This window comes from Clavibacter sp. (genome assembly GCF_014802555.1).
Taxonomy (GTDB): Bacteria; Actinomycetota; Actinomycetes; order Actinomycetales; family Microbacteriaceae; genus Clavibacter; species Clavibacter sepedonicus.
In genome coordinates this window covers 1-14,432 of sequence record NZ_JAAVCB010000122.1, presented here as the reverse complement: position 1 = coordinate 14,432, position 14,432 = coordinate 1, and the positions used below count along the sequence as shown (strand labels likewise).

Here is a 14,432-nt window from a genome sequence, read left to right as displayed (position 1 = left end):
ACGGCACTGCGCGAGGCGCCGCGGACGGGCTTCTACTCGGGCTTCATGTTCTCGTAGATGCGCTTGCAGTCGGGGCAGACCGGGAACTTCTCCGGGTCGCGCCCGGGCAGCCACTTCTTACCGCAGAGCGCCTTCACGGGCTTGCCGCTGATCGCGGACTCGAGGATCTTGTCCTTCTTCACGTAGTGCGAGAAGCGCTCGTGATCCCCCGGCTCGATCGTCTCCTGCTCGAGGAGCTCCTCGAGCTCGCGGTCGAGGGTGTCGGTGCCGCCGCCCTGCGCGGGCCGGCCGGGGGCCTGTTCGATGCTGAGGATGACCATGCGCCCAGTCTACTTTTCCCGCGCGCGGGAACCGGCGGCCGGCTGGCGTCCGTCACGGTCCTCAGTGGCGCTGCGCGAACGCCAGCAGCTCGGGGCCGCGCCGCTCGAACACCCGTCCGCCGCCGGCGACGCCCGCGACGAGCGTCACGATGCCGATGCCCAGCCCCACAACGAGCGACCAGATCGGGTACGCGCCCCCGTGGACGAGCCCCATCCAACCGAGCCAGGCGGACGGGAGGGCGAGGACGACCGTCGCGAGGAAGGAGAGCGTGGGCACCGTGGATCCGCCGGCGCTCACGCTCTGCGGCGCGTGGAACGGGCTGTCCCCGGGCCGCGACGCGGGATAGGGGAACCGCGCGGAGAAGAGCGAGGCGAGCCCCATGCCGACGAGCAGTACGCCGCCGCTGACCCCGATGACGGAGGGCAGGACCGATGCGTCGCCGAAGCCGAGCGCGCTGAGCGGCGCGCCGATCGCGACGAGCGGGACGCCGATCGCGAGGACCGGCACGAGGCGGCCGACGCGGTCCGCGACGCCGCGGATGCCCGAGACGACGTGCAGCCAGACTGCGGTGTGGTCGTGCGCGGTGTCGTTGTGCGCGCTCCAGCCGAGGAACAGCGCCATCACCGGCAGGGGCACGAGGGCGAGGACGTGCGCGTCCACGTCCACGATCACGAGCGGGATGAGGAGCACGAGCGGGAGCACGGGGATCAGCACGAGCGTGGCCCGGTACCGCGGGTCGCGGATCCAGTAGGTGACGCTCCGTGCGGCCACCGCGCCCGCGGGCGTGGCGCCGAAGCGGCCGAACCAGCCGAGGCCGTCCTGCACGCGACCGCCGCCGGCGCGGTCGGGTGCCGTGAGGGCCCACGGCACCAGGCGGATCCAGGCGAGCGCCAGGAGCGCGGCGGAGGCGACGGCCACGAGCAGCATCCCCGCGGCCGCACCGCCGTCGCCGGCGACGGCTGCCGCGGGAGCGGACCAGGCCGCGCCGAGCGGGGTCCAGGCGATGGCACCCAGCACGCCGCGCACGGGACGGAGCCCGTCGTCGAGGAGGTCGGCCTGCGCGAGCGCGATGACCGCGGGCACGAGGAGCACGGCGACGAGGCCGGCTCCGAGGCCGGTCGCCTCGCGCGCCCGCCGCGTGCTGAGCAGCACGAAGGAGAGGACGGTGCTGATCCGGGCGACGAGCACGCACGTGACGACCGCGGCGCAGGTGGAGACCACGGCGACGAGGGCCGTGAGCGGGTCGCGGGCCCAGGTGACCACGGTGGTCAGCGCCACGACCACGAGGACCGCTCCCGGGACGCTGACGGCGGCGGCGGCGGCCAGCGCCACGGCGAGTCGCCGGGGCTCGATGCCGTACGGCGCGAACCGGCGCGGATCCATGGCGTCCTGGCTGCCGAGCACGAGCGGCACGACGAGGCACCCCAGGACGACGAGCGCGCCACCTGCCACGACGACGTCCCGCGCGGATGCGACGTCCGCGTCGCGGAGACCCGCGAGCGCGCCGACGGCGAGCACCGTGACGAGGAGCCCGTAGACGCCGGCCGCGACCAGCCCGAGGACCTGCCAGGGGCTGCGGCGGAAGGCGTTGGCGAGGAGGGCGAGCCTCAGTCGGAGAACGAGTGCAACCACGAGAACCCCTCCGCCGTGCGTCGACCGCCGGCCAGCGCCACGAAGCGCTCCTCCAGCGAGCGGCCCGCGCGGACCTCGTCCATGGTGCCCGCGGCGAGCACACGGCCGTTGACGATGATCGCGACGTGGTCGCAGATGCGCTGGATGAAGTCCATGCCGTGGCTCGACAGCACGACCGTGCCGCCGTGCGCCACGTAGTCCTGCAGGATCTCGACCACGTTCGCCGCCGACACCGGGTCGACCGACTCGAACGGCTCGTCGAGGACGAGCATGCGCGGCGAGTGGATCATGGCGCAGGCCAGCGCGACCTTCTTGGTCATGCCCGCCGAGTAGTCGGTGACGAGCCGTCCGACGGCGTCCTCGAGCCCGAATGCGGCGATCAGGTCGGCCGAGCGGCTGCGGATCTCCGCGTCGTCGAGCCCCCGCAGGGCGCCCGAGTAGTGCAGCAGCTGGGCACCGGTGAGGCGGTCGAAGAGCCGGAGTCGGTCCGGCAGCACGCCGATGCTCCGCTTCGCGGTGAGCGGGTCGGCCCAGACGTCGATCCCGTTGACGGTGACGGTGCCCGCGTCGGGCCGGAGGAGACCCGTGACCATGGACATGGTCGTCGTCTTGCCCGCGCCGTTCGGGCCGACGATGCCGTAGAAGGAGCCGGCGCGGACGGTGAGCGCGATGTCGTCGACGGCGACCTTCTCGTCGAAGCGTTTGGTCAGGCCGTCGATGACGAGGACGTCGTCCCCGAGCTCCGGAGCGGCGGCGCGGTCGCCGCGCACGGACGGCGTGAGGGCGGTCTCGGCGACGCCCGCGAGGCCGGGCCGGGTCGAGCGCGGCGCGGTGAGGCTGTCGGTGCGGACGGTCACGGTGCGGGCGGGCTCGGGATCCGGACCGGGTGCCGGCTCGTCGTCGTCCGCGACGGACGCGGTCGCGGTGACGACCCCGACGACCGGCTCGGACGCCGCGAGGGGATCCGCCTCGACGGCGGGCTCCGCCTCCGGCTCCGGCGCGGAATCCGCCTCGGGCTCGTCCTCCGCGACGACGTCCTGCTGGGCATCGGGCAGGTCGACGGGACTGGAGGCCGGCTCGATCATGAGGTCGGGCTCGCGCTCGGCCTCGGTGGACGCTTCCACGTCCGGCTCCGGCTCATCGACGTCCTCGTGAGCCACCCGCTCCGGATCCGTCGCCTCGACGTCCGCGGGGACGTCCGCCTCGGCAGCCGGCGGGGACGCACGCGGTCGATCCGCGGGATCCGGTGCCGCGTCGTCGTCCGGCGGGGCGACGTGCTGCTCCACGACGGCGTGCACGGGCTCGACAGCGGGCTGCGGATCAGCGTCCGTGAACATGCTGCTGAGCTCCGTCAGACCGTCGCGGTCCGGCCGCGTGGCCTCGGGACCGTCCTGGGGCGCCGCATCCGGATCCTTGACGGGAGTCGCAGCCGAGCCCGCGGTGGAGCCCGCCGCCGTCTCGTCATCGACCGGGCCCGGTGCCGTGCCGCTCCCGGCGCCCGGGGCGACCTCGGCGCTCCCCGCCGCACGCTGCACGCGGGTGCGCCGCCGGACGCGTGGAGGACGTGACGTCGTGGCCGCGCTGCCCCCATCGCCCTCGGCTGCCGCGGCGGTCGACCGCGACACGGGCGCGACCACGGAGGTCGGCTTCACCCGGGGCGGCGTCGGCGCCACGATGACGGCGGGCGCGGTCCGCGGCGACGGCGCGGTGGCACGACGCGGGACGCGCTGACCGGGGCGCGGCGGTCGCGGCGGGGCGGCCTCGGCGACCGTGCCCGTGGCCTCGGGCTCGGCAGGGGCGGCGTCTGCCAGCGGCTCCTCGGCGGGGAGCGATGCAGCGCGATCCGTGTGATCCCGGGGCTCCGCGGAGGAGTCGGACGTGGCGTCGGTGGGGGTCGTCTCGTCGGGGGCGTCGGTCACGGCCCCACGTTAGCAAGGCGGTCCTCCGTGCCCGGTGCGGCGTCCTCGGAGGTCCGCGCACGAGGTCGGGTCGACGGCGGAGGAGGGCGGGACGGGACCGCGGTCGGAGGCCGTCCACATCACGAAAGGGACACGACCCCACCCTGGATCCCGCCTATTTCCCCACCTGCGGCCTACGATAGGGGAGACATGACGGCGTGTCGAACAGGAAACCCGCGAGTGAAGTCCCGGCGAACCCTCGGTGCCCGAGGGCCGCTGGTCGGGCTCGACACCCCGCATGGAACGGAGAACACATGACGACGCAGGTAGTCATCCTGGCGGCTGGCATGGGCAGCCGACTCGGACGCAGCCTCCCCAAGCCCCTCACCGAGCTGAGCGACGGCCGCACCATCATGGGCCAGCAGTTCGACAACATCCGCTTCGGCCTCGGCGACGACGCCCGGGTCAGCATCGTGGTCGGCTACAAGCTCGACCACATCATCGACGCTTTCCCGGACGCCGACTACATCTACAACGAGCAGTACGACCAGACGAACACGTCGAAGAGCCTGCTCCGCGCACTGCGCGCCTCGGCACCCGGCGGCGTCCTCTGGATGAACGGCGACGTCGTCTTCGACCCGATGATCCTCCGCCGCGCCGCCGCGATGATCGCCCGCGACCAGTCGTTCGTCACGGTCAACACCTCCCGCGTCTCCGACGAGGAGGTCAAGTACACGACCAGCCCCGAGGGCTTCATCCGCGAGCTGTCCAAGACGGTGAAGGGCGGCCTCGGCGAGGCCGTCGGCATCAACTACGTCTCCACGGCCGACAAGCCCGTCCTCATCCGCCAGCTGGCCCGGGTCGCCGACCAGGACTACTTCGAGCGTGGAATAGAGTTGGCGATCGAGCAGGACTCCCTGCTCGTCGAACCGGTAGACATCTCCGACCTGTACGCGGTCGAGGTCGACTTCGCAGAGGACCTCGAGAGGGCCAACCTCTTCGTCTAGACCGCCTCGGGGATGCTGATGCAGAGGATCCCCGTCGTGCGCGATGCCGCCAGCCCCGGTCGCGCATCCCGCACCCCCGTCGCCCGCTACCGCCGGTCGCTCTGGCTCCTCACGACGCGAGACCTGAAGGTCCGCTACTCCACGAGCGCGCTCGGCTGGTTCTGGTCGATCCTCGACCCGCTGGTCATGTCGGGCATCTACTGGTTCGTCTTCACCGTCGTGTTCTCGCGCGACGTCGGCGAGGAGCCGTACATCGTCTTCCTGCTCGCGGCGCTCCTCCCCTGGATGTGGTTCACGGGCGCGACGAGCGACTTCACCAGGGCGTTCAGCTCGCAGGCCAAGCTCGTCCGCTCCACGCGGATCCCGCGCAGCATCTGGGTGCTCCGGCTCGTGCTCGCGAAGGGCTTCGAGTTCGTCGCGAGCCTCCCGGTCCTGGCCGTCTTCGCGATCGTCGCGGGCGCCCGACTCGACGTACTTGTGCTGCTGTTGCCGCTCGCCGTGCTCATCCAGGCGGCGCTGCTCCTCGGCATCGGGCTGATCGTCGCGCCGCTCGTCGTGTTCTTCCGCGACCTCGAGCGCGCCGTGAAGCTCGTGCTGCGCTTCCTCTTCTACGCCTCCCCCATCGTCTACTCGTCGAGCGACCTGCCCGCCGACCTGCACCCCTGGGCCGCGCTCAACCCCCTCACCGGCATCTTCGGCCTCTACCGCGCGGCGTTCTTCCCCTCCGAGCTCGACTGGTACGCGGTCGGGGTGAGCGCGGCCATCTCCGCGGTGCTGGTGCTCGTCGGCTCGCTGGTCTTCCGGCGCTCCCTGCCCGCCGTGCTGAAGGAGATCTGATGGGCGCGTCGCACCCGGAGCCGACCGACCGGACCGTCCTCGCGGTCGAGGACGCGGGCATCCGCTTCCGTCGCAACCGCAAAGCCAGACGGAGCTTCAAGGACCTCTTCGCCGGATCGGCGCGCCGCGCCCGTCCGGGCGAGTTCTGGGCGCTGCGCCACGTCTCCTTCGAGGTGCGGGCGGGCGAGGCGATCGGCGTGGTCGGCAGGAACGGCCAGGGGAAGTCGACGCTCCTCAAGCTCGTCGCCGAGGTGCTCATCGCCGACGAGGGGTCGATCGGCGTCCATGCCGGCGTCGCACCGCTCATCGAGATCACGGGCGGCTTCGTCAACGACCTGACGGTGCGCGACAACATCTACCTCACGGCGGGTCTCCACGGCATGTCCAAGGCGGAGATCGACGCGCGGTTCGACGAGATCATCGCCTTCGCCGAGATCCCGGACTTCGTCGACACCCCCTACAAGCACCTGTCCAGCGGCATGAAGGTGAGGATCGCGTTCGCCGTGATCTCGCGGCTCGACGAGCCGGTGCTCCTCGTGGACGAGGTGCTCGCCGTGGGCGACCGGGCCTTCCGGGAGAAGTGCTACCACCGGATCGAGGAGATGCTCGCGGAGGGGCGCACGCTCTTCTTCGTCTCGCACAACGAGCGCGACCTCCGCCGCTTCTGCACGCGCGGCCTGTACCTCGACAAGGGCGCCCTCGTGCTCGACGGCCCCATGGACCAGGTCATGGACGCCTACAACGCCGACCACAACCCGCCGGACTCGAGCGGTTCCTGAGGCGAGTCGCTCCCCTCCTCCCCAACCCCGCCCTTCCACAGGCCCGCGGCCACGCACGTCGCACGCCGCGCCTACCGTGCACGCATGCTGCGACCGGTCCCTCCCCTGCCCACCCGTCCCGACCCCGAGCCCGCGTACCGCGTGCCGTGGCACTTCGACCGCACGCTCGAGCGGCCGCGCTTCGCGCTGGTCAACGTCGGCGACGAGGTGCTGCACGCCATCTCGCTGCACCTGCTCGGGTCCGGCACCATGCTGTCGCGCGCTCCCGTCACCGTGCGTCCCGGAGAGCGCCTGTCCACCACCATCCGCGGAGACGACCTGGCGCTCGACACGATCCTCGTGGTGCGCTGGTTCCGGCCGGACGGAGGCGAGTACCTGTGGCGGGTCAGCTTCTGACGGGCGTGGTCCCGCGCCGGTCGCGCTCGCGCTCCAGGCGGATCAGCTCGGCGGGCGAGTCCCCGTCGTCCTGCGGGAGCATGTCCGCCGTGAGGCCCGTCACCAGCAGCCCCGCATCCACGTCAAGGCCGCTCGCGATCTTGATGATGTTGCGCAGGCTCGGGTTCCGCTGGCCGCGCTCGATCTTGCCGAGGGCGGTCCAGTGGATGCCGGAGAGCTCCGCGAGCGTCTCCTGGCTGATGCCGATGCGCTGGCGCTGCTCGCGCACGCGGGACCCGAACTCGGCGGCGGCGTCGGAGACGGTGGTGACCATGTCACATGCCTATCCGCCACATGGAGGAATGACCAGAGTCCCGACGCCCCATGCGCATGTGCCCGCACCTCAGCGGATAGGCCCGATCGCGCGTTTGCATCCGGAGGACGACGAGGGGGACGAACGGCGGAGGCACCCCGCGTAGGCTCGGAGCATGAAGGACGCCTCCGAGCTCGACCCGACCGTGGCCACCGGCATCGATCGTCTCCTGTCCGTGCAGCGCCCCGTCGTGCTCGCCCACATCCGCTCGATCCGGGCCCGGCACCCCGAGGCGTCACCCGACCGCATCATCGCGATCCTCGAGAAGCGCTTCCTGGCCGCCGTCACCGCGGGTGGTGCCGCCGTGGGAGCGAACGCCGTCATCCCCGGCGTCGGCACCGGCGTGTCCCTCGCGCTCACGGGCGTGGAGACGGCCGGCTTCCTCGAGGCGAGCGCCCTGTTCGCGCAGTCCATCACGGAGGTGCACGGCATCACCGTCGAGGATCCGGCCCGCGCCCGGGCGCTCGTGATGACGATGATGCTCGGCGCCCCGGGCGCGCAGGTCATCCAGCAGTTCACGGGCCAGTTCTCCGGCCAGCCCGTCGACCGGAACGCCAACTGGGGCCGGGCCATCACCTCGGGCCTGCCGTCGTTCGCCATCGGCCCCATCGCCGACCGCATCAAGCGCGCCTTCATCAAGCGCTTCGTCGTGAACCAGAGCGCGAGCGCCATCGGCCGGGCCGTCCCGTTCGGCATCGGCGCCGTGATCGGGGGTGCGGGCAACCGCATGCTGGGCAGCAAGATCGTCGCGAGCTCCCGTCAGGCCTTCGGCCCCGCCCCCGCCGGATTCCCCGACGAGCTCGCGGTGCCGGAGCGGAAGCCGCGCGTGATCCGCGTCGCCGAGAAGAAGGCCGCCAAGGGCTGACGGCCCTCCGCGCGGCGGTCGGACGTCGCGGCCGCGAAGGGCTCAGGCCTCTTCGTCCTCGTCGTCGACCGGGTCGTCGGACGGCGGGACCACGTCGCCGTCCCGTGCGTGCAACGCCGCATGCCGCTCCCACTCCCCCATGAGGTGCTCGATCGCCTCGTGGAATCGGGCTGTAGCGGCCCCGGGAGAGGTGTCGCCGAAGTAGTGGCGGACCCACGCCGCGAGCCGGCGGTCGGCCGCCGCGTCCTGCTGCAGCGCGTCCAGCCGGGTGACGATGTCGCGCGCGTCGTCCGCGGTCAGCCACTCGCAGTCGGACAGGTACCCGTCGGTGTCGATCTGCGCCTCGGGGCGCACGGGGCGCGTCACGAGGAGCGGGCGCCCGGCCGCGAGCCGGTCGTAGACCATGGCCGAGATGTCGACGATGGCGAGGTCCGCGGCGGACAGCTGCCAGGCGAGCTCGCGTGACCGGTCGACGACGTGCTGCGCCGAGGGATCCTGCGCGTTGGCCCGCTCGAGCATGGTGGCGATCTCGCGGTTCGCGCGCGCGTACTCGGGATCGACGACGCCCGACCGCGGGTGCGGTCGGTAGACGATCCGATGCCGCCCGGTCACGATGAGGTCCCGGACGAGCGGCACCCCGTGCGTGGCGATGGAACCGTACGCGGCGGCGGCGCGGTCCCCCTCCCAGGTGGGGGCGTACAGCACGACCGTGCGGTCGTCGGGCGCGTAGGGCAGCTCGCCGGAGTAGTGGTCCGCCTGCGGCCGGCCGATGGGGATCGCGCGGCGGTCGAGGTCGTAGTCCCAGAGGACCTTGCCGAGCCGGGCGCGAGCGGCATCGCCCGCGATGAGGCTGTAGTCGTACGCCTTGAACTGGTTGGTCGTCATGTACATCTTGTCGGACTCGCCGTGGTTGACGAAGACGTGCCAGCGGCGCCCGTACCGCATCATCTGGAAGTTCCGGGTGTTCTGGTTGACGTAGAGGACGATGCGGATGTCCTGCTCCGCGATGACCTGCTCGAGGTCGGCGACCCGACGCACGTACTCCACCGGGAGGGGGCTCTCGTCGAGGAGCGCGTTGGCCCCGCCCGGGTGGCGGCTGAGGATGACGACCGGATGCGTGCGCGCCAGCTCCACGAGCGGCCGGTACCACTGGCGGATCTGGTACATGTTCACGGCCGAGTCGGCGAAGTACACGGCGATGCGGTACTCGCCCCGGGGCGAGGGGGCGCGGACCGCGAGCTTGCGCTGCAGGGTCCCGCGCGCCCGGCGCTGGCGGACCAGCGAGCGGACAGCGCGCACGCCGAGGCGAGCGTCGTTCAGGAGACCCATGCATCCACCGTAGCCAGCGCTCCCGGCGGCTCCTGACCAGCCCCGGCCGGGGGCGCGGAACGGTGTGCGATCGTGACCGAGCGGGGCGGGATCACGATCAGATGACGGGCGGCCTGCCCGCGCGCGTCATGCGGACGACGGTGCCCCACGACATCGGCCGACGCGGCCCGGGCGACGTCGTCCATCCCTCGCGCCACCCACGCAGCCACGTGCCGAGCCCGTCGCGGTTCCGTGCGCTGCGGATCAGCTGCACCGCCGTCCACGACCCCACGTACACGGGGACGAGCGGCAGCGGCAGGTTGCGCCGTGCCAGCCAGACCCGGTTGCGCGCCGTGAGGCGGTGGTACTCCGCGTGCCGTGTGGGGGCGACGGCGGGGTGGTGCGCCACGAGGTCGCCGGCGTACCAGGCGCGCAGGCCCTGGTCCCAGATCCGCCACGCCAGCTCGATCCCCTCGTGGGCGTAGAAGAACTCCCCCGCCCATCCGTCCGCCGCCTCGAACGCGTCACGGCGGACCACGACGGCGCCCTCCAGGACGGACATCACCGCGCTCGCGCGCGCGGGGTCGCCCTTGCGGATGCGTGGGATCCAGCGGCGCGGTGTGGCGGCGCCCGTCGGGTCGACGATGCGCGGCTGGATGAGCGCGACGTCGTCGGCGCGGCGCATCAGCTCGAGGCAGTCCGCGAGGAACGCCGCGCTGGGGACGGTCTCGTCGTCGTCGAGGAAGAACAGCGTCTCGCCGACGACGAGCGGGACGCCCGCGTTGCGACCCGCCGGGATGCCGAGGTTCTCCGGCAGGTGCAGGCCCCGCACGCCGTCGGGGAGACCCTGGGGATCCCAGCCGTTGCCGACCACGACCACGTCCGTCGACACGCGCTCCTGCCGCAGGACGGAGGCGATCGCGGCCGCGAGTCCCTCCGGCCGACGGCCCTGGCTGAGGATGACCACGCCCACGCGGGGCAGGCTCCCCGTCACGCGGACGTCAGCCGACGGGAGGTGACGATCATCACGAAGTGCCCGACGAGGGCGAGCACCGCGAGCGGCACCAGGACCGCGAGGAACACCCGGTCGGTCTCCGGCTGACCCGCGACGAGGCCGACGAGCGCGACGACGAAGGTCACGATGGTGAGCTCCACCGAGTGGAACATGTGGTGGAAGGGCAGGAACCGCACGATGCGCCGTGCCGTGGCGATCAGGGAGTGCTGGGACGCGACCGTACCGGCGCCGACGGGGGCCTTGGGCAGGTCAGCGGAGGCGCGCGCCACGCGCACCATGTCGTTCAGCGCCTTGTTCAGCACGATGACGAGCGCCAGGGCGAACGCGAGGGTGGTCCACGGCAGGTCGCCGGGTGCCTCGAACGGGTAGACCGCGGCACGGATCCCGAGGGCGAGCGCGATGAGCGTCTCCGTCGAGTAGTGGCCGACGGCGTCGAGGAAGTGGCCGACCGGCGACGACGTGCGGCGCCAGCGCGCCACCTCGCCGTCGCAGCAGTCCACCAGCATCTGCAGCTGGCCGAGGACCAGCGCGAGGGCCGCTCCCCCGATGCCGGGGATCAGGAGCGCGGCGGCGGCCGCCCAGCCCGTGAGGATCATGACGACGGTCACGCCGTTGGCGCTGATCCGGGTGCGCAGGAGCAGCCAGGTGAGGTATGGCGAGAGGTCGCGGAGGTAGAGGTGCGCCGTCCAGTGCTCGGCGTTCGCCCGCAGCCGGACGTCGGGCGGCTGCGTCACCCGACGGAGCTCCGCGATGGAGGAGGGCAGGCCGCGGTCGCCGGTGCCGGGAGCGCTGCTCATCGGCCGGTGTGCCCGTCGAGGTCGTCGGTGAGCTCGAGGAAGCCGAGGACGAACCCGGTGCCCCAGCTGAAGTGGATGGACGGGAGGACCGCCGCGAAGCGCAGCATCGTCGCGGCGCCGTCCCGGGAGGCCACGGATACGGTGCTGATCAGCACGAAGCCGGCGTAGACGCCCGGCGCGACGAACGCGCCGACGAGGCGGCGCAGTCCCGGCATGCCGAGCGCGGCGCCGACGAGTCCCGCGGTGCCGAGGACGAGGCCGGCGGCCACCCCGGCGACGGCGACCGGCGGCACGAAGTACCGCACGGAGTTCTGACGCGTGTAGCGCCGCGCGAGCTCCCCGCGCCAGAGCCCGGTGGCGAAGAACTGGCGGATGAGCGAGCGGAACGTGGAGCGCGGACGGTAGGTGACCTTCATCCGCGGCGTGAACCAGACGAGGCCGCCGCTCTGCCGGAGCCGGCGGTTGAGCTCCCAGTCCTGGCCTCGACGCACGCCCTCGTCAAAGAGCCCGACCTCGAGCAGACGCTCGCGACGGAAGGCGCCGAGGTACGCGGTCTCCGCCGGCCCCTCCTTGCCGCCGACGTGGTGCGCGGTGCCGCCGAGCCCGACCCGGGCGCCGTAGGCCCGGGCGACAGCCTTCTCGAACGGCGTCCGGCCCTCGGCCGACATGAGTCCGCCGACGTTGTCCGCGCCCGTGGCGTGCAGCGTCTCCACCGCGATGCGCGTGTAGTCGCGCGGCAGGAGCGAGTGCGCGTCGACGCGGATGACGACGGGGTGGCGCGTGGCGCGGATGGCCGCATTGAGGCCGCCCGGCGTGGATCCCGTGGGGTTGTCGACGCTCGTGATGCGGGGATCGGCACGCGACATCTCGCGGACGACCTCGGTCGTGCCGTCGGTGCTCGGACCGAGCGCAAGCACGACCTCGAAGTCGCCGGCGTAGTCCTGCCGCATCATGCTGTCGACGGCGGCACGGACGTGGGCCACCTCGTTGAGGATCGGCATGACGTACGAGACGGCGGGGAGGTCGCCGGGGCTGCCGGCGACGGGGTCGCGTCGCGGGTGGTGCGCCATCTGAGCCGATCTCTTGAGGGAGGTGCGGCCGGGGCCTGTCGGGGGCCGAGCCTCGCAGGAGTTTACCAGCCTCCCCGTCGGCCGCCCGCCGGTCGCGGACGACGAAGGGCGGACCGGCGTCCGCCGATCCGCCCCTCGCGATGCGCCCGACTACTGCTGGAGCGTGCCGAGCTTCACGTCGACCTGCTGCTTCTGCCCACCGCGGATCACGGTGAGCTCGACGTCGCTGCCGCCCGCGAGGGCACGCACCTGTGCCGTCAGGTCGCTCGCCTTGCTGATCGGGATGCTGCCGAACGCGGTCACGATGTCGCCCTGCTTCAGCCCCGCGGCGGGCGCCGCCCCGCCGCTCTGGACCTCGGCGATGAACGCGCCGCCGACGGGAGTCGAGGAGTCACCCTTGGCGACGTCGCGGACGCTCGCCCCGAGGAGCCCGTGCGACGCCTTGCCGTCCTGGATGATCTCCTGGCCGACGCGCTTCGCCAGGTTCGACGGGATGGCGAAGCCGACGCCGATGCTGCCGGCGGTGGAGCTGGTGCCGCCCGCGTTCGCGATGGCGACGTTGACGCCGATGAGCTTGCCGTCCCCGTCGAGGAGCGCGCCACCCGAGTTGCCGGGGTTGATGGCCGCGTCGGTCTGGATGACCGCGAGGTTGATCGACGCGGCGGCCTGGCCCTGGGCCCCGGATCCGCCCTGACCGCCCTGCCCACCCGATCCGCCCTGACCGCCCGATCCGCCCTGGCCCTCGTTGCCGAACGGCCAGAAGTTGAAGGGCGTCTCGTCGCTCTGGCTGCCGTCGCCCGGGGTCGTCGGCGCTGCCGAGGACGCGACCTGGATGCTCCGGTCGAGCGCGCTGACGATCCCGTCGGTGACGGTGCCGGAGAGGCCGAGCGGGGCGCCGATGGCGATGGCGGTGTCGCCGACGTTGAGCTTGGACGAGTCGGCGAAGTCGATGGGCGTGAGGCCGCTCGCGTCGTCGAGCTTGATGACCGCCAGGTCGACCACGGGATCCGTGCCGACCAGCTTCGCCGAGTACAGGGCGCCGTCCGCCGTCTTGACCTGGATGGTGGCGTCGCCGGTCTGGCCGTCGAGCGTCACGACGTGCGTGTTGGTCAGGACGTAGCCGTCGCTGGAGAGGATGACCCCGGAGCCCGTGCCGCCGGCCTGAGCGCCCGCCACGTCGATGGTGACGACGGATCCCGAGACCTTCGCGGCGACGGCCGTGATGGGCGTCGCGTTGTCCGGGTCGTTGACGGTGATGTTCGCGGGAGACTGGCTGACCGCCTCGGTGGAGGCGTCGTCGTGCGCGATGGCCCAGGTCGTGAGCCCGCCGGCGGCACCGCCGATGAGCGCGCCGACGGCGAGCATGGCGACGAGGGGCAGGGCCTTGTTCGTCTTCTTCTTGGGAGGAGCTGTCGTGGTACTGCCGACCGGCTCGTGACCTTCGGCTGCGGGACCAGCGAGCGGCGCGGTCGCGGTGTGATCCGTCGGCGCGTTCGAGCCGTAGGCCAGGGTGTCCCGCTGGTCCGGGTTCGTGGGCGCGGGGTGGGATGCGGCGGCGGGACCTGCGGGCGCCGGCCAGGCGGATCCGCCGTCACCGGGCTGAGGGGCGGTGGACGACGGTGCCTCCGTCGAGGAGCGCTCGGCTCGGCCGTCGACCTCGCGGCCGCCCTCGTGCTCGTCTTCGCCGTGGCTTCTGTCCGTCATCGGTGGTGCTCCTCTCAGGTCGTGCCAGCATTCAGGGCGAGTCTGAGCGTTCCCTATGGCAGCGCTGACAGCGGACCGCCCGCCAGGTGACGGGAGGACGTCGGCAGCTCAGGCCCGGAGTTGCTCGGCTCGCATGCTGCCACGAGCGTACGCGGCCACGGCGTGCGCGCCGCTCGGGGTCACGCCGTGCGACTCGTCGTCCGCGACCTCTCGCCAGCTCGGACGGGAGTCAGCACCCGGGTCCGGCGTCGCGGGTCCCGCACGCACCCCCGACCAGCACCGTCGACCCCTGGAGGACGCGAAGCGTGACCGGACCCACCTGCACCGGGAGCGTGCCCGGGATCTGCTGCCACCCACCGCCGTCGAAGCGGTAGCTGGGCGAGTACGCGATCGTCAACGTCACCTGCCGGACACCGACGCTCGGATACACGTGACTCGTGTCCGTCGCCGT

General features: G+C 72.5%; 14 protein-coding genes and 1 pseudogene. 5 read left to right on the top strand and 10 right to left on the bottom strand.

Translation table 11 applies throughout. From position 1 onward, the window contains the following. Positions 1-32 precede the first annotated feature (32 nt). From HDR73_RS13390 to HDR73_RS13380, 3 genes are all read right to left on the bottom strand, one after another. Entirely contained in the window at positions 33-320 is a 288-nt protein-coding gene (locus tag HDR73_RS13390; protein ID WP_012299418.1) for a DUF3039 domain-containing protein, read from the bottom strand. Between the two features lie 61 nt (positions 321-381). Next, complete coding sequence (locus HDR73_RS13385) at positions 382-1,953, bottom strand: hypothetical protein (protein ID WP_012299419.1); 1,572 nt, start codon at positions 1,951-1,953, stop codon at positions 382-384. Next, a complete protein-coding gene (locus HDR73_RS13380) occupies positions 1,929-3,872 on the bottom strand; it encodes an ATP-binding cassette domain-containing protein (protein ID WP_012299420.1) in 1,944 nt (647 codons plus the stop codon). Before HDR73_RS13380 ends, HDR73_RS13385 begins: the two co-directional genes overlap by 25 nt. A 293-nt stretch (positions 3,873-4,165) precedes the next feature. Between HDR73_RS13380 and HDR73_RS13375 the strand changes: the two genes are divergently transcribed. From HDR73_RS13375 to HDR73_RS13360, 4 genes are all read left to right on the top strand, one after another. Next, entirely contained in the window at positions 4,166-4,858 is a 693-nt protein-coding gene (locus HDR73_RS13375) for a phosphocholine cytidylyltransferase family protein (RefSeq protein ID WP_012299421.1), read from the top strand. Between the two features lie 18 nt (positions 4,859-4,876). Then, complete coding sequence (locus HDR73_RS13370) at positions 4,877-5,695, top strand: ABC transporter permease (RefSeq protein WP_049791923.1); 819 nt, start codon at positions 4,877-4,879, stop codon at positions 5,693-5,695. Continuing rightward, positions 5,695-6,474 carry an ABC transporter ATP-binding protein gene (locus HDR73_RS13365; RefSeq protein WP_012299423.1) on the top strand — a complete coding sequence of 260 codons (780 nt, stop codon included), beginning with the start codon at positions 5,695-5,697 and terminating at the stop codon, positions 6,472-6,474. Before HDR73_RS13370 ends, HDR73_RS13365 begins: the two co-directional genes overlap by 1 nt. A gap of 84 nt (positions 6,475-6,558) precedes the next feature. Continuing rightward, positions 6,559-6,870: a hypothetical protein gene (locus HDR73_RS13360; RefSeq protein WP_012299424.1), complete on the top strand. Its 312-nt coding sequence runs from the start codon at positions 6,559-6,561 to the stop codon at positions 6,868-6,870. Here HDR73_RS13360 and HDR73_RS13355 read toward each other — a convergent pair. Continuing rightward, a complete protein-coding gene (locus HDR73_RS13355) occupies positions 6,860-7,183 on the bottom strand; it encodes a helix-turn-helix domain-containing protein (protein WP_012299425.1) in 324 nt (107 codons plus the stop codon). The genes HDR73_RS13360 and HDR73_RS13355 overlap by 11 nt on opposite strands. A gap of 154 nt (positions 7,184-7,337) precedes the next feature. On the opposite strand from HDR73_RS13355, the gene HDR73_RS13350 reads away from it, so the two are divergent. Continuing rightward, a complete protein-coding gene (locus tag HDR73_RS13350; RefSeq protein ID WP_012299426.1) occupies positions 7,338-8,087 on the top strand; it encodes a hypothetical protein in 750 nt (249 codons plus the stop codon). A gap of 42 nt (positions 8,088-8,129) precedes the next feature. On the opposite strand, the gene HDR73_RS13345 is transcribed toward HDR73_RS13350, so the two are convergent. From HDR73_RS13345 to HDR73_RS13320, 6 genes and pseudogenes are all read right to left on the bottom strand, one after another. Further along, positions 8,130-9,416: a CDP-glycerol glycerophosphotransferase family protein gene (locus HDR73_RS13345; protein WP_041464619.1), complete on the bottom strand. Its 1,287-nt coding sequence runs from the start codon at positions 9,414-9,416 to the stop codon at positions 8,130-8,132. A 97-nt stretch (positions 9,417-9,513) separates the two neighbouring features. Then, positions 9,514-10,389, bottom strand: coding sequence for a glycosyltransferase family 2 protein (locus tag HDR73_RS13340; RefSeq protein ID WP_012299428.1), 876 nt, complete (start codon positions 10,387-10,389; stop codon positions 9,514-9,516). Further along, positions 10,386-11,207, bottom strand: coding sequence for a CDP-alcohol phosphatidyltransferase family protein (locus tag HDR73_RS13335; RefSeq protein ID WP_012299429.1), 822 nt, complete (start codon positions 11,205-11,207; stop codon positions 10,386-10,388). The genes HDR73_RS13340 and HDR73_RS13335 overlap by 4 nt, the downstream gene beginning before the upstream one ends. Beyond that, positions 11,204-12,277 (bottom strand): glycosyltransferase family 2 protein, encoded by a 1,074-nt coding sequence (locus HDR73_RS13330; protein WP_041464620.1) that lies wholly within the window; start codon positions 12,275-12,277, stop codon positions 11,204-11,206. Before HDR73_RS13330 ends, HDR73_RS13335 begins: the two co-directional genes overlap by 4 nt. Before the next feature lie 150 nt (positions 12,278-12,427). Then, positions 12,428-13,981 carry a S1C family serine protease gene (locus HDR73_RS13325; RefSeq protein ID WP_012299431.1) on the bottom strand — a complete coding sequence of 518 codons (1,554 nt, stop codon included), beginning with the start codon at positions 13,979-13,981 and terminating at the stop codon, positions 12,428-12,430. Between the two features lie 229 nt (positions 13,982-14,210). Next, a pseudogene (locus HDR73_RS13320) lies at positions 14,211-14,432 on the bottom strand (hypothetical protein); the annotation flags it as partial.

What these genes read in the sequence shown, in the direction of transcription:
- HDR73_RS13330 (WP_041464620.1), bottom strand. Translation starts at nt 12,277, where the DNA reads ATGGCGCACCACCCGCGACGCGACCCCGTCGCCGGCAGCCCCGGCGAC.
- HDR73_RS13345 (WP_041464619.1), bottom strand. Translation starts at nt 9,416, where the DNA reads ATGGGTCTCCTGAACGACGCTCGCCTCGGCGTGCGCGCTGTCCGCTCG.
- HDR73_RS13370 (WP_049791923.1), top strand. Translation starts at nt 4,877, where the DNA reads ATGCAGAGGATCCCCGTCGTGCGCGATGCCGCCAGCCCCGGTCGCGCA.
- HDR73_RS13355 (WP_012299425.1), bottom strand. Translation starts at nt 7,183, where the DNA reads ATGGTCACCACCGTCTCCGACGCCGCCGCCGAGTTCGGGTCCCGCGTG.
- HDR73_RS13325 (WP_012299431.1), bottom strand. Translation starts at nt 13,981, where the DNA reads ATGACGGACAGAAGCCACGGCGAAGACGAGCACGAGGGCGGCCGCGAG.
- HDR73_RS13365 (WP_012299423.1), top strand. Translation starts at nt 5,695, where the DNA reads ATGGGCGCGTCGCACCCGGAGCCGACCGACCGGACCGTCCTCGCGGTC.
- HDR73_RS13360 (WP_012299424.1), top strand. Translation starts at nt 6,559, where the DNA reads ATGCTGCGACCGGTCCCTCCCCTGCCCACCCGTCCCGACCCCGAGCCC.
- HDR73_RS13335 (WP_012299429.1), bottom strand. Translation starts at nt 11,207, where the DNA reads ATGAGCAGCGCTCCCGGCACCGGCGACCGCGGCCTGCCCTCCTCCATC.
- HDR73_RS13350 (WP_012299426.1), top strand. Translation starts at nt 7,338, where the DNA reads ATGAAGGACGCCTCCGAGCTCGACCCGACCGTGGCCACCGGCATCGAT.
- HDR73_RS13390 (WP_012299418.1), bottom strand. Translation starts at nt 320, where the DNA reads ATGGTCATCCTCAGCATCGAACAGGCCCCCGGCCGGCCCGCGCAGGGC.
- HDR73_RS13375 (WP_012299421.1), top strand. Translation starts at nt 4,166, where the DNA reads ATGACGACGCAGGTAGTCATCCTGGCGGCTGGCATGGGCAGCCGACTC.